General features: G+C 45.0%; 10 protein-coding genes and 1 other RNA gene. 5 read left to right on the forward strand and 6 right to left on the reverse strand.

What is annotated here, in order from left to right:
- Both A7D14_RS07175 and A7D14_RS07180 read left to right on the forward strand, forming a co-directional pair.
- A partial coding sequence (locus A7D14_RS07175; RefSeq protein ID WP_141673277.1) for a BspA family leucine-rich repeat surface protein occupies positions 1-1,175 on the forward strand: 1,175 nt, incomplete at its 5' end.
- A gap of 1,301 nt (positions 1,176-2,476) precedes the next feature.
- The gene (locus A7D14_RS07180; protein WP_067032086.1) at positions 2,477-4,297 is read left to right on the forward strand and encodes a BspA family leucine-rich repeat surface protein; all 1,821 of its coding nucleotides are present in this window, start codon (positions 2,477-2,479) and stop codon (positions 4,295-4,297) included.
- 970 nt (positions 4,298-5,267) lie between these two features.
- Here the strand turns inward: A7D14_RS07180 and A7D14_RS07185 are convergent.
- On the reverse strand, positions 5,268-6,497 hold the full coding sequence (locus tag A7D14_RS07185; RefSeq protein ID WP_067032089.1) for a peroxiredoxin family protein: 1,230 nt from the start codon (positions 6,495-6,497) through the stop codon (positions 5,268-5,270).
- A 129-nt stretch (positions 6,498-6,626) separates the two neighbouring features.
- On the opposite strand from A7D14_RS07185, the gene pheT reads away from it, so the two are divergent.
- Positions 6,627-9,044 carry a phenylalanine--tRNA ligase subunit beta gene (gene pheT, locus A7D14_RS07190; protein WP_067032092.1) on the forward strand — a complete coding sequence of 806 codons (2,418 nt, stop codon included), beginning with the start codon at positions 6,627-6,629 and terminating at the stop codon, positions 9,042-9,044.
- Between the two features lie 4 nt (positions 9,045-9,048).
- Here the strand turns inward: pheT and A7D14_RS07195 are convergent, their stop codons facing one another.
- Positions 9,049-9,573 carry a fasciclin domain-containing protein gene (locus tag A7D14_RS07195; RefSeq protein WP_067032095.1) on the reverse strand — a complete coding sequence of 175 codons (525 nt, stop codon included), beginning with the start codon at positions 9,571-9,573 and terminating at the stop codon, positions 9,049-9,051.
- A gap of 213 nt (positions 9,574-9,786) precedes the next feature.
- Between A7D14_RS07195 and A7D14_RS07200 the strand changes: the two genes are divergently transcribed.
- Positions 9,787-10,506: a hypothetical protein gene (locus A7D14_RS07200; RefSeq protein ID WP_067032098.1), complete on the forward strand. Its 720-nt coding sequence runs from the start codon at positions 9,787-9,789 to the stop codon at positions 10,504-10,506.
- Here the strand turns inward: A7D14_RS07200 and A7D14_RS07205 are convergent.
- Positions 10,503-12,131 (reverse strand): ABC-F family ATP-binding cassette domain-containing protein, encoded by a 1,629-nt coding sequence (locus A7D14_RS07205; protein ID WP_067032101.1) that lies wholly within the window; start codon positions 12,129-12,131, stop codon positions 10,503-10,505. The genes A7D14_RS07200 and A7D14_RS07205 overlap by 4 nt on opposite strands.
- Positions 12,132-12,298: 167 nt before the next feature.
- Between A7D14_RS07205 and A7D14_RS07210 the strand changes: the two genes are divergently transcribed.
- A complete protein-coding gene (locus A7D14_RS07210) occupies positions 12,299-13,684 on the forward strand; it encodes a peroxiredoxin family protein (protein ID WP_067032141.1) in 1,386 nt (461 codons plus the stop codon).
- Positions 13,685-13,746: 62 nt separating this feature from the next.
- Here the strand turns inward: A7D14_RS07210 and fsa are convergent, their stop codons facing one another.
- The 3 genes from fsa to ffs form a co-directional block, all read right to left on the reverse strand.
- Entirely contained in the window at positions 13,747-14,403 is a 657-nt protein-coding gene (fsa, locus tag A7D14_RS07215) for a fructose-6-phosphate aldolase (RefSeq protein ID WP_067032103.1), read from the reverse strand.
- A gap of 42 nt (positions 14,404-14,445) precedes the next feature.
- The gene (locus tag A7D14_RS07220; protein ID WP_067032106.1) at positions 14,446-15,255 is read right to left on the reverse strand and encodes an SDR family oxidoreductase; all 810 of its coding nucleotides are present in this window, start codon (positions 15,253-15,255) and stop codon (positions 14,446-14,448) included.
- 23 nt (positions 15,256-15,278) lie between these two features.
- Positions 15,279-15,377: signal recognition particle sRNA small type (ffs, locus tag A7D14_RS07225), an RNA gene on the reverse strand.
- Positions 15,378-15,386 lie beyond the last annotated feature (9 nt).

Here is a 15,386-nt window from a genome sequence, read left to right on the forward strand (position 1 = left end):
CCTTTTCCATAAGCACAAACGACAACGATCTGTTTGAGATCACCGCCAATGGCGAGCTGAGCCTTGCAGAGGGCAAGGCCCTGGACTTTGAGACCGACGAAGGGCACACCATTACCGTTGCGGTGACCGACGGTGTAAACGACCCTGTCTCCGCAGAGATCACCATCACCGTGACCAATGTCTACGAGAGCCTGGCCGAGGATCCCGCCTCCTTTGTCACAACATGGGTGACCACGGCCAACAATGAGACCATTAAGATCGGGGTGGATCCGGACTATGATGACTACGACTATACCATAGACTGGGGAGATGGCACGGTGGAGGACATCACCGACAGCAACGACCCCCAGCACGAGTACGCCGAGGTGGGCACTTATACCGTGGCCATAATAGGCACTTTTCCGGCAATACGGATGAACAATGGCAATCTCGTTAATGCAGACCGGGATAAATTGGCAAGCATAGAGCAATGGGGCACCAACCCTTGGGCCAGCATGAACAATGCCTTCGCAAGTTGTGGGAATATGGTGTACAATGCCACGGACGAGCCGGACCTCTCCCAAGTGACCAATATGAGTGGTTTGTTCATTGGTGTCAGCACCTTCAACGGGGACATCAGCGGTTGGGATGTGAGCAAGGTCACCGATATGAGTTTTATGTTCGATGATGCCAGTGCCTTCAACGGGGACCTTAGTGACTGGGATGTAAGTAATGTCACCAATATGAGTAATATGTTCGCTGATGCCGATGCCTTTGAAGGAACTGGTCTCAGCAGTTGGAATGTAAGCAATGTCACCAACATGAGTGGTATGTTCAATTATGCCGTTTCCTTCAATGCGGACCTCAGTGGTTGGGATGTAAGCAATGTAACCAGTATGAGAGAAATGTTCTATCAAGCCGATGTTTTCAACAGTAATCTTGGAGCATGGAAGATCGGCAATGTCATCGATATGACTGGTATGTTGGAAGGATCGGGGCTTAGCTCGACAAACTATTCCGCTACACTGGTGGGCTGGCACGATTATGTAGAAGCAAACGGTGCCCCCGTAGATATCATCACCTTGGGCGCATCTGGACTTCTATACTGCAATAGTGCCTCGAACAAACGTTCTGTCCTTGCAGTGGTGTATGGTTGGTATATCGATGACGCTGGTCCCGATCAAACCTGTCCTTGATCCCTATCCCTGATTGAGCATTTAGGCCAAGGCCCAATTACCTACTTATCTATAAAGAACGCCGGGAGATTTTGTCTTCCGGTGTTTTTTGGTTTATTCAGATAGGAGAGGAGAGAAAAGAGAAAAGAGACGAGACAAGTTCCAGCTAGCATCGTGTGCATTCGTGAAATTCGTGTCAGGAAACAATAAACAGTGGGCAGTAACTCAGTAACTCAGTAACTCAGTAACTCAGTAACTCAGTAACAAAATAACTGAATAACCCATTACAAGAGACAAGAGACAAGAATCAAGAATCAAGAATCAAGAGTTATGAGTTATGAGTTATGAGTTAAGTGTAAGAGTCAAGAACAAACAAGCCTTCGTGAAAATTCCTGCCTAAAGGCAGCAGGTATCGAGAAATCAAAGATTCAGCGTAGCTAATCGATTTTTTGCATACCGCCAAAGCAGGTCTCGATACATTCCAAACTGCGTTTGCAACACTCGACCTGACAAAATCAAGAGCAAGAGCAAGTTCCAGCTAGCTTCGTGTGCATTCGTGAAATTCGTGTCAGGAAACAATAAACAGTGGGCAGTAAGCATGGCGCAAGTTTCAAGCACCAAATCCCAAATCCCAATAACACAGTAACAAAATAACCTAGTAACCCATTACAAGAGACAAGAGACAAGAGACAAGAATCAAGAGTTATGTGTTATGAATTATGAGTTAAGAACAAACAAGCCTTCGTGAAAATTCCTGCCTAAAGGCGGCAGGTATCGAGAAATCAAAGATTCAGCGTAGCTAATCGATTTTTTGCATACCGCCAAAGCAGGTCTCGATACATTCCAAACTACGTTTGCAACACTCGACCTGACAAAATCAAGAGCAAGAGCAAGTTCCAGCTAGCTTCGTGTGCATTCGTGAAATTCGTGTCAGGAAACAATAAACAGTAGGCAGTAAGCATGGCGCAAGTTTCAAGCACCAAATCCCAAATCCCAATAACACAGTAACAAAATAACCTAGTAACCCATTACAAGAAACAAGAGTCAAGAAACTAGATACCGTCCATCAAGTAAAAGTACAAGTTCAAACTCCCGACTTCCCCGCCTGCGGCGGGCAGGCGACTTCCGACTTCCGACTTCCAATAACTGAATAACCAATAACAAAATAACTGAATAACTGAATAACCCCTGCCTACGGCAGGCAGGCAGTAACAATACAAAAGCGGCCTACATCAACCCAAAAACGCCATCCGTCAGATCGCACCGAAAAGTTTGCCCGGGTTTTGGGAAATTGTGGTTTTAATGATAAAACTTTAGAAATTATGTCACAAAAAAAATTGTTTTTCCTGGCCCTTCTCGCTTTGGGCCTTGTAATTTCATGTAGCAAGGACGATGGGCCAAGTACCCCGCCGAACACCGCACCCGTGATCAAGGCGCAGACCTTCAATGCCGTAGAGAACATATCCGATGCAACCATCATCGGAACGGTCACCGCCAGTGATGCCGACAAGGGTGACAAGCTCACCTTCAGCATCGCCACCAACAGCGGCGACCTGTTCGAGATCACCAATGCCGGAGCCCTGAGCCTGGCCACCGGCAAGACACTGGACTTTGACACCAAAAAACAGCATGTGCTCAGCGTGAGCGTGAGCGACGGAAAGGCCACCGCAAAGGCCGATGTCACCATAAAGGTAACGGAGGTCGTTGCACAGAACCAGCCCCCCGTGATCGAGGCCCAGAGCTTTGAGGCGGCGGAGGACATTGCCGACACCGATGTGATCGGCACCGTTGCGGCCACCGACCCGGAACAGGATGCCCTTACCTTCTCCATAAGTGTGAACGACGACGATATTTTTGAGATCGACGCATCCTCGGGCGAGCTGAGCCTTGCCGAGGGCAAGACCCTGGACTTTGAGACTGCCGAAGGGCACACCATTACCGTTGCGGTGACCGACGGTGTAAACGACCCTGTCTCCGCAGAGATCACCATCACCGTGACCAATGTCTACGAAACCTTGGCCGAGGATCCCGCCTCCTTTGTCACCACATGGGTGACCACGGTAAGCAATGAGACCATTAAGATCGGGGTGGATGCTGCCCTTACCTACGACTATACCATAGACTGGGGCGATGGCACGGTGGAGGACATCACCGATGGCACCGTCGCCGCGCAGCATGAGTACGCCGATCCGGGCACCCATACCGTGGCCATAAAGGGCATCTTTCCTGCAATATCTATGGATTTTAATGGTGGCCTTGTCATTCAAGCTGACGCACTTAAATTGGCAAGCATAGAGCAATGGGGCACCAACCCGTGGACCACCATGTATACAGCCTTCAAAGATTGTGGGAACATGGTGTACAACGCCACGGACGTACCAGATCTCTCCCAGGTGATCGATATGATTGGGATGTTCAGTGGTGCCGAAGCCTTCAACGGGGACCTTAGTGACTGGGATGTGAGCAATGTCACCAATATGAGTTATATGTTTTCTTATGCTGATAGCTTCAACGGGGACCTCAGTGGCTGGAATGTGAGCAGTGTCACCAATATGAGTTATATGTTCTATAATGCTGGTGCCTTCAACGGGGACCTCAGTGGCTGGGATGTGAGCAATGTCACTGATATGAGATTTATGTTCAAGGGTGCCACTGCCTTTAACGGGGACCTCAGCAGCTGGAAGGTAGGCAATGTCACCACTATGAATGGTATGTTCCAAGATGCCGATGCTTTTAACGGGGACATCAGCGGTTGGAACACAGGAAGTGTCACCGATATGAGCCATATGTTCCTATCTGCCGATATCTTCAACGGGGACCTCAGTGGCTGGGATGTAAGCAATGTCACTGATATGGAAAGTATGTTTGATAGTGCCCCCTCTTTCAACGCAAATCTTGGGGCATGGAACATCGGCAGTGTTTCCAATATGTTATTTATGTTGAGTTATTCAGGGCTTAGCTCTGAGAACTATACCAATACATTGACGGGATGGGCAAACTATGTGCTCAACAATAATGGCCCCTCAAATATTGGGTTGGGTGCAGATGGGCTTCAATATTGTGATGATGAGAGCGGTGGCAGAATCTATCTAACGACCGAAGGCTGGTACATTAGCGATGAAGGCTCTGTCAATTGCAATTGATCAATACGGCCAAAGGCCGCCCAAATACCTATTTATCTATAAAGAACACCGGGAGATTTTGTCTTCCGGTGTTTTTGGTTTATTCAGACAAGAGAAAAGAGACAAGAGATAAGAGATAAGAGTTATGAGTTATGAACAAACAAGCCTTCGTGAAAATTCCTGCCTAAAGGCGGCAGGTATCTAGAAATCAAAGATTCAGCGTAGCTAATCTATTTTTTGCATACCGCCAAAGCAGGTCTCGATACATTCCAAACTCCGTTTGCAACACTCGACCTGACAACATCAAGAGCAAGAGACAAGAGAAAGTTCCAACTAGCTTCGTGTGCATTCGTGAAATCCGTGTCAGGAAACAATAAACAGTGGGCAGTAAGCATGGCGCAAGTTTCAAGCACCAAATCCCAAATCCCAAATCCCAATAACACAGTAACAAAATAACCTAGTAACCCATTACAAGAAACTAGAAACTAGAGACTAGATACCCTCCGTCAACCAAAAGTAAAAGTTCAAGTCCAAACTCCCGACTCCTGACTTCCCCGCCTGCGGCGGGCAGGCGACTCCCGACTTCCCCGCCTGCGGCGGGCAGGCAATAACACAGTAACTCAGTAACAGAATAACTGAATAACACATTACAAGAGCAAATTCAAGCCCAAGTATCAAGTTCAAATAACACAGTAACAAAATAACTGAATAACCTATTACAAGAGACAAGAAACATGAAACTAGAGAATAGAGACTAGAAACCGTCCATCAAGTAAAAGCACAAGTCCAAACTCCCGACTCCCGACTTCCCCGCCTGCGGCGGGCAGGCGACTCCCGACTTCCCTGCCTGCGGCGGGCAGGCGACTTCCGACTTCCAGTAACTCAGTAATTCAGTATGCAGTAACCCAGTAACCCAGTAACCCAGTAACCCAGTAACTGAATAACTGAATAACCCAATAACAAAATAACCAACGAACCCAATAACCCCGAACTAGCTTTCCCCACGGGTCAGTTCTTGGATTGTCTCCGCAAACTGTTTTTTAAACTGCTCATACTTTTCACCCGTTGCTGGGCCGTTAAAGCCTGTGTGTATCTTCTTTACCTCTCCGTTTTTATCGATATAAATGGTTGTGGGATAGGATAAAATATGGTTCAACATGGGTAGCTTTTCATTGGCTTTTTGTTTGTTGGACGTACCGTATTGCGCCAAAAGAATGGGGTAATCCGCACCGGTCCTGTCTTTGAGTCGGGAAATGCCTTCAAACGCTTTTTCTTGGGTCTTTGCATATTCAAAGGCCAATGCCACCAGTTCCAGATTCAAATCTGGATTTTTCTCCATAAAATCCACATAAAATCGGGTTTCGTCCAAGCAATTGGTGCACCACGTCCCCATAATCTGAACCAAAACCACTTTATCCTTAAATTGTGGGTCTGAAAGACTTACCATTTTCCCGGAAGGGTCGGGAAAGGAAAAATCAAATTTGTCATATCCTTCCCGAAGATAAGTCAATGAGTCGGCGTCTGGAAGTTCAAAGGCTTCATTTCGGGCACCTAAAAACTCTTGAACGGCATGCCTGCCCGAATAAAATGTGCCATCCAAAGTACTATCGGTCACTTGCGCCATGAACAGATATACGTGGGAGCCATCAAAAGCGGAAAGCTTCATGCTATCCCCGGTGACCACACCATCCAAATAGCGATAATCCCCTGTTTTTGTTCTAAAAGTACCTTTAAGCTTATTGCCATTTTGCATAAATATGCCTTTGGCCGGATATTCATTTTGGGTGTTGATATCAAAATAGGTTTCCCAAATTCCAGAAATGTTTACGGTGGCATCCTCAGTTACCTCAAAACGATCTTTCTTGCCATGAACTGCACTAAAAGGAACACTTCGCTCCTTGCTCTCCTCAATAAAATTTCCTTGCATCCCGGTCTCTGTAAACGTGCCGGTAAAGTGCCCATCAAAAATAGGCATTCGTATATGGAGGGAGTCTCCATCAATGGTAATTTCATCCACCGTGATTTCCTCTTCGGCATTGTACATTTTCATCACGTACTCCCCATCTTCATCCAAGGAAAGTGTAAAATTGAACGGTAACTTTTGCGAATCGGAAACCTCCATTTTAGCCAACCAATCCCCCAAGGCCAACTTTTTCTCCTCCTTTTCACAAGACGCAATCAACAGTGCAACAGCAAGTAACAGCACACAAATTCTCCTCATTACCTGAAAGATTTTTCCTAAATGTAGCAAATACAATCCGAAACTTACAACTCCATTCGACTTATGGACGCTATTTACGTTGAATCTGTCCACCCATTGTTTTATATTTGTCGATTCTAAAATTGGGGTATGAAGATTTCTTACAACTGGCTGAAGCAGTTTTTGCAGATTGATTGGGACTCACAGAAAACCGGGGAATTGTTGACCGATCTGGGACTTGAGGTTGAGGGCATTTCCAGTTTTGAATCCGTGAAAGGTGGATTGAAGGGAATCGTGGTTGGGCATGTTCTGACCTGTGAACAGCACCCCAACGCGGATCGCTTAAAATTGACCACCGTTGATGTGGGCCAGGAAACCCCTTTGCAGATTGTTTGTGGGGCTCCTAACGTTGCGGCTGGTCAAAAGGTTCCCGTGGCCACCATTGGCACCACACTTTACACCAAGGAAGGGGAAGCTTGGCAAATTAAAAAAGGAAAGATTCGAGGTGAGGAAAGCCAAGGCATGATCTGCGCGGAGGATGAACTTGGACTGGGCAACAGTCATGATGGCATCATGGTGCTGAACGAGGCCCTGGAACCCGGAACCCCCTGCTCCAAAGTCTTTGAAATTGAGAACGACGAGGTTTTTGAAATTGGACTCACCCCCAATCGTGCTGATGCCATGAGCCATTTCGGAGTGGCCCGTGACCTCAAGGCCGGTCTGGAACAAAAAGAGATACAAAAAGAATTGGTGACCCCGTCCACCAGCAACTTTTCCATTGACAACCGATCGTTGAAAATTGATGTGGAGGTAAAGGACAGCAAGCTTGCCCCAAGATATTGTGGCGTTACCATCAGCAACCTTATCGTGCAGGATTCCCCAGATTGGTTGAAGAATCGCTTGAAAGCCATTGGCCTGTCCCCTAAAAACAATGTGGTGGATGTGACCAATTATGTGCTCCATGAACTGGGACAACCCCTGCATGCTTTTGATGCCTCAAAAATAAAGGGCAATAAAATTGAGGTAAAAACCCTTCCGGCTGGCACCAAGTTTAAAACCTTGGATGAAGTGGATCGTGAACTTCATGAGGATGACCTTATGATCTGTGACACGGAAAAACCCATGTGCATTGCCGGGGTTTTCGGAGGAATTCATTCAGGAGTAACAGAGCATACTTCGGCCATTTTCTTGGAGAGCGCCTATTTTGACCCGGTTTCCATCCGAAAAACAGCAAAACGACATGGTCTGAACACTGATGCATCATTCCGTTTTGAACGGGGTATTGACATCAACATGACCGAATATGCCTTGAAAAGGGCCGCATTATTGATTCGTGAGATTGCAGGAGGGTATATCAGTTCAGAATTGGTTGATCTCTATCCCAAAAAACCACAGGAACGACAGGTGTTCTTGACCTTTGACAAAATCAATTCCTTGATCGGGCAAGAAATTCCAAGGGATACCATTAAGTCCATATTATCTTCTTTGGAAATCAGGATAAACAACGTAACGGAATCCGGTCTTGGACTGACCATACCTACGTACCGCGTGGACGTGACCCGCGAAGTGGATGTGATTGAGGAAATATTGAGGGTGTATGGCTACAACAACATTGATTACAAGGAGAAGTTGAACGCTTCCATTGCCAAAACATCCCGATTTGAAAACCATAAAATACAGGATGTGGTAGGCAATATGTTGGCAGCCCAAGGTTTTTATGAGATTATGACCAATAGCTTGGTTGCTTCGGAAACCGAAGGGATTGGCAGCGAAGATGAAGCTGTAAAGATGTTGAATCCACTTAGTGCCGATCTTTCGGTCCTGCGGACTTCCATGTTGCTTTCTGGATTGCAAACGGTAAGTTTCAACCACAATAGACAGAAAACCAATCTCAAATTCTTTGAATTTGGCAAAACCTACCATAAAGCTGATGGGGAAAACCTTGAGAAGCGACATTTATCCCTTTTCGTTTCGGGAGACCGCACGGATGATAGTTGGGCTGTGCCCTCAAAGAAAACCGATTTCTTTTTCCTTAAAGGTATCGTTGAGACCCTGTTTGAACGATTGGGACTGAAGGACATTGAAACAAAGCCTCATTCAGATTCTGTTTATGCGGAAGGACTGTCTTGCAGCAAGGATGGTAAGGTATTGGCTTCTTACGGATTGGTCAACAAGACCATTTTAAAGAAGTTTGATATAAAGCAAGACGTTTTGTTCGCCGATTTCCATTGGGATTCCATTTTGTCATTGGTGAGCACCCAAAACGTAGTTTTCCAGGATATTCCAAAATTCCCGGAGGTAACTCGGGATTTTGCGCTGTTGTTGGATGAATCGGCCTCATTCCAAAAAGTGTACGACATTGCTTGGAACACTGAAAAAAAGCTCTTGAGAAAGGTGAATTTGTTTGATGTATACACGGGCAAAAACCTACCCGAAGGTAAAAAATCCTATGCCGTGAGTTTTACGCTTATGGATGAAAAAAAGACCTTGACCGACAAGCAAATCGATAAGATTATGGGCAAACTGTTGGCCCAGTACCAAAAAGAATTGGGAGCAGAACTACGCTAGAAGTCTACATTTGTGTGGGAAGAATCACGCTATCAATTTCATGAATGACCCCGTTTTTGAGGTTGCCATCCGCAGTGGTAATCCGAGCTGTATTGCCCATGGGATCGGTCAAAACAATATCATACCCATCCATGTGGGCCAATAATTTTTTCCCCTGAATGGTGGTGAAACTGGCTTTCCCATTGCCTCGGCACATGGCCCTAAGAATTCGGGAAGCGGTCAAGTGACCCGCAACGATATGGTAGGCAACCAATGATTTCAACTCACTTTTGTCCTTGGAATTGATCAACTGAGTCATTTTTTCATTTGAAAATCGCTCAAAAGCAGCATCCGAAGGCGCAAAGATGGTAAATGGTCCTGAGTTGGCCAGAATATCATCCAACTGAGTGGCCTCAACGGCAGCAAAAATGGTTTTTAGGTGGTCTAGCCCGTTGGTGTTTGAAGCAAAGGAGTCGGTATTTTGTGCAAAAGCAGATACGCTAAGGGCCAAGCAAAGACCTAGCAGAAGGTTTGGAAGGGGGGCTTTCATGGGTTGGTTTTCAAGTTTGGGGCTATTTAATTAGTATAGTTTTACGATTAACTACCAAAAACTTCGATAAGATACATTTTTTTAAGAGAAAAAAGGGCATTTTTTTGACCCCAAATTTGATTTAACGAAATGTTAACGTTGTGTTTTTCCAAGACTCGTTCCCAATCAATGGTTCAATTCATTAACTTTGAATGAATTGCTAAGAAAACAGGTATGATTTTAAAAGGAACGGACATTGAGCATAAGCTCCAAAAAATCAGGGGCAAGCAGAAAAAAGAAGCGCAAATTTTGAATGAAGTCCAGGAAATCCTCCGGAAAGATGCCTTGAAGGATGCGAAAATTTCCAAAGAACTCGCCTCAAAAACCACATCAAGCTCCAATGATTTTGTTTTTGACCTTTTGGACACGGATAAAATCTTCCATATCGACCAAATCAAGGAAATCTGTATTGACTACAGACTCCGTTTTTTGGACAGTTCTTATTTTAAAGGAAAGATTCCACAAAGTGCCCTATCCAAAATAAAACAATTGGAGGCTTCGCATAACACAGAAATAAAGGGGTATAAAATCATGGCGCCCTCCAAACTCTTCAAGCTGGAGGACAAGGACGACCCCCTACTCTTTGCGCCCATCGGCAACGACTATTTTTATTTGGTCCACAAGTGGGGCAACGACCTGCACCCATTTCGAAAGCTTCTGGCATGGCCCTTTAAAAATATTGTCAACCTCACCCTTCTTGTGGTGCTGCTGAGTTATTTGGTGACGCTCATGGTGCCCGATGGATTGTTTTCAAAAAACAACACCACTGCCGAGTTTTGGATTATCTTCTTTTTTATGTTCAAATGTATGGCTTCCGTGGTTATTTTCTACGGATTTGCATTGGGCAAGAACTTTAACCCCGCCATTTGGAACAGCAAGTATTTTAATGCCTAGACCGTAACGGCGTACATCTTTTCCCGTTGCTCTTTGATGGACTTGTCAGACATATAGTCGTCAAAGGTCAAGTAACGGTCAATGGTGCCTTTTGGGGTCAGTTCAATGATTCTATTGGCAACAGTATGCACAAATTCGTGATCGTGTGTGGTCAAAAGTACCGTACCCTTAAAGTTTTTCAAGGAATTGTTGAAGGCGGTAATGCTTTCCAAGTCCAAGTGATTGGTGGGCTCATCCAATAGCAGCACGTTGGCCCGAAGCATCATCATGCGGCTCAACATACAGCGAACCTTTTCCCCTCCAGAAAGCACGGTGCATTTTTTTAGGGCCTCTTCCCCACTGAACAACATTTTCCCCAAGAATCCACGGATGTAAACTTCCTCACGCTCCTCCTCGGTCTTGGCCCACTGGCGCAGCCAGTCCACCAAATTGATGTCTTCTTTAAAAAAATCGGAATTGTCCGCAGGCAAATAGGATTGGGTTGTGGTCACCCCCCACTGGTAAGAACCTGAATCGGCCTTTGTCTTTCCTGCAATGATATCATAAAACGCCGTAGTGGCTCTGGAGTCTTTGGACAGAATGGCCACCTTGTCCCCTTTTGCCAGGTTGATGTTCACATTCTGGAACAAGACATCGCCATCTTCAGAAGTGGCGGAAAGTTTTTCCACATTCAGGATTTGGTCCCCCGCTTCGCGTTCACGGTCAAAAATGATGGCCGGGTATCTTCTGCTGGATGGTTTTATATCTTCCACCTTTAGTTTGTCCAACATCTTTTTTCGGGAAGTGGCCTGTTTGCTCTTGGCCACGTTTGCACTAAACCGTTGAATGAACTCATTGAGTTCTTTGGCCTTTTCCTCTGCCTTTTTGTTCTGTTGGGCCCGTTGGCGTGCTGCCAGTTGGCTGCTTTCGTACCAAAATGTATAGTTTCCGGAATACAGATTGATTTTTCCAAAATCGATATCAGCTATGCTGGTACAAACGGCATCCAAAAAGTGCCTGTCGTGGGAAACCACAATTACGGTGTTTTCGTAATTCGCCAAGAAATTTTCCAGCCAATTGATGGTTTCGTAGTCCAAATCGTTGGTAGGCTCATCCATGATCAACACATCGGGGTTTCCGAACAAGGCCTGGGCCAACAACACCCGTACCTTTAGTTTGGAATCCATGTCGGCCATGGTGGTATAATGCAAATCTTCGGTAATGCCCAAGTTTGACAATAGTGCCGCTGCATCGCTATCGGCATTCCAGCCGTTCATTTCCTCAAACTCCACCTGAAGTTCCCCAATTTTTTCCGCATTCTCATCCGTATAGTCGGCATAAAGGGCGTCTATTTGCTTTTTGATCTTGTAGAGGGGTTTGTTGCCCATGACCACGGACTCCAATACGGTGAATTCATCATACGCATTGTGGTTTTGTTCCAATATGGACATCCGTTTGCCGGGCTCTAGGTGCACATGCCCCGAAGTAGGGTCCTGCTGTCCTGACAATACCTTTAAAAATGTGGATTTTCCCGCACCATTGGCCCCAATGATACCATAGCAATTTCCATCGGTAAAGGTAACGTTTACCTCATCGAACAATATGCGTTTTCCAAACTGTACGGATAAATTGGATACTGATAACATGCAACTATTATTTTTTTGCAAAAGTAGCTAAAACCTATCCGTAATTCCAATTTAAGAGCACTTAATTAAACGTCACAAAAACACAGTTTTACAACATTTAACTACCCATTAACAAGCTCAGCTAACAGGTATCCTTAATTTTGTTTGATAAATGTATGGTTCCCTATATGGTTAGAATTCTACTCGGTCTCATCGTATTGTCAACTTTGGGTTGTTCAAATAAAAGCGGAGAATGTGCTTCCGTTTTCTTTGGCGGTGAGATTGTCAATCCTACCAGCGACTATGTTGTACTGTACCGGGACGATGCTTATATAGACTCGGTAAAGCTGGATGACAATAACCGTTTTTCCTTTACGCTTCAAGGAATTGATGAGGGACTTTATCATTTTGACCATGCTCCCGAACTCCAATACATCTATCTACAGGAAGGCGATAGCCTTTTGGCGCGTTTGAATACCGTTGAGTTTGACGAATCCCTGGTCTTTTCCGGCAAAGGGAGCGAAGTGAACAACTTTTTGGTTGAAATGTTCCTGACCTACGAAAATGAGGAACCGCAGATCTACAGCTATTATGCTCTTGACCCGGATTCGTTCAGCAAAAAAATAGATTCGCTCAGAGCCATAAAAATCAATCACCTGAATGAATTGGTGGCGGACAACCAACTATCTGACCGCGCCCTGAACATGGCCAAGGCTTCCATTGATTACAACAGTTACATTTCAAAGGAAAAATATCCATTTTATCATAAACGGAAAACCGGTGAGGAGACCATACACGATCTTACAGGTTCTTTTTATGGCTATAGGAAAAATATAGACCTCAACAATAGGGACCTTACCTATTTTAGGCCCTATTTTGATTTTATGAAATGGCATTTTGGGAACATCTCCTACATGACCTGTTTAAAGGATTGTGGTGGTGACCAAGAGGCGGTAAGTGACCGTCTTCATTTCAACAAGCACAAACTTTATCTGGTAGACAGTTTGGTGGCAGAAAAAGAAATCAGGGACATCCTATTTAGGAACATTGCTGTGGACTATTTGTTGAAAGAGCACAACCCCAGCCAAGAATGCCAAGTCTTTATTGATAAGTTCCATACACTATCCTCCAATGAAGAGCACAAAGAGGAGATAGACCAGCTTTACAAAGGGATCAAGCACTTACAACCCAATAATGTCCTTCCCGATTTTAATTTGAAGGATGCGGACAACCAAAACATTTCCCTAAAAGAAATTGTGGGCAGAAAAAAGAACACTGTCATCTACTTTTGGACGGCTACCCAAAAAAAGCATTTTAGAGATGTAACGCTGCATGTGGCTGAACTGAAAAAGAAGCATCCCCACTATAATTTTGTAGGTATCAGCCTTAAAACGAGCTACCCGCAATGGAAAGTTCTTGTGGAAGAATACAAGTTGGACAAGAACAACCAGTTCCACGGTGAAAATTTTAAGGAGATCCAAATGGCCATGATCATTGACAAGATCAACAAATGTGTCATTACCAAGGATACGGTCATTGTTGATGCCTTTGCAGACCTCTACACCTCCCTGTAAACAAAAAACCCCGAAAACTTAATTTTCAGGGTCTTTCTTATTTTGTTTCTTGCCTTTTTTTCTTAGGAATTTCCCTTTCGATAATCTGCCAAGAATTTTTCCAATCCAATATCCGTAAGTGGATGATTCAGCAACCCTTCAATGGATGACAATGGACCCGTCATGACATCAGCGCCTATTTTGGCACAATCGATCACGTGCATCGTATGTCGGATGGAAGCGGCCAAGATTTGGGTCTCAAATCCATAGTTGTCATAAATCAACCTGATTTCTGAGATAAGATTGAGTCCATCTGTGGAGATGTCGTCCAAACGTCCCAAAAATGGGGAAACATAGGTGGCGCCAGCCTTGGCGGCCAATAAGGCCTGTCCTGGAGAAAACACCAGGGTGCAGTTGGTACGGATGCCTTTATCCGAAAAATATTTCAATGCCTTTACACCATCTCTGATCATGGGCACCTTTACCACTATCTGTTCGTGCAATTCGGCCAATTCCTCGCCTTCCTTTACCATGACATCGAACTCCGTGCCGACAACCTCGGCGGAAACGTCCCCATCAACAATGTTGCAGATGTCCACATAGTGTTTTAAAATATTGTCCTTTCCTGTAATGCCTTCTTTGGCCATTAATGAGGGATTGGTGGTAACACCATCCAAAACCCCCAGTTCCTGGGCCTCTTTAATCTGATCTAGATTTGCGGTATCGATAAAAAACTTCATTCTTATTTATTTTCGATTTGATTAGTACTGACAAGTGTAAAATTACAACTTATAATGGTTGATCAATAGTTTTTCGTAGACTTTATCTGGTAATATTTTCTTTAAGTTAAGGGAAAACTTTTGTAAAAAAGCCCCGACCGGATTGTGTACTTTGGGTCGTTTTTGGTTGATGATCCTGTATACGGCCTCAGCCACTTTTATGGGGTCTCCCCCACTGTCCACATCGTTGTTGATGGCATCAATGGTCTGAGCGTATTTATCCTCATAGGGCGATCCGTCCAAAACCGGGGCATGGTACCTTCCTGCCGCAATATTGGTGGCGAAATCGCCAGGAGCCACATTGGTTACCGTTACGCCAAAATCTTTGGTTTCCATCCTAATGGCTTCGGTGATGATGCCCAACGCACCTTTGGTGGCCGAGTAAAATCCACGGAAGGGCAATCCCATATAGCCTGCAATGGAGGTAATGTTCACAATGGCTCCCCCACCCTGTTTGCGCATTTGCGGCAAAACGGCCTTCATCATGTGTACGGGACCGTATAAATTGGTCTCAAAAACATTCAGGATTTCTTCATGGGGCGTTTCTTCAATGGGACCGGTAATGCCCATTCCTGCATTGTTGATCAACACATCCAAGCGTCCTTCTTTTAAAATAACATGGGAAACCGCTTTTTGGATACTTTCGACATCCTTAACATCCAACTGGACCAATTCAAAAGCATTAAAATCGGGATAATTTTTTGGGGTTCTGGTAGTGCCGTACACCACATAGCCCTTTGAAGTCAGAAATGTTCCAATGGACTTGCCAATGCCAGAAGAACCACCAGTGATGAGTACAATTTTTTTATCCATGATAGCTGAGTTCAGGGAACAAAAAAAGGCAAGCTACCTACATCGCACCGCTACGACCGTATACCCTTGCTGCGTTCCCGCCCTGGGGGATTCTACAGGAGCTGGTCGTGTAGGACTTGCCAGATGCAAAT

Origin of the sequence: Allomuricauda sp. CP2A (assembly GCF_001683915.1) — a bacterium.
Classification (GTDB): domain Bacteria; phylum Bacteroidota; class Bacteroidia; order Flavobacteriales; family Flavobacteriaceae; genus Flagellimonas.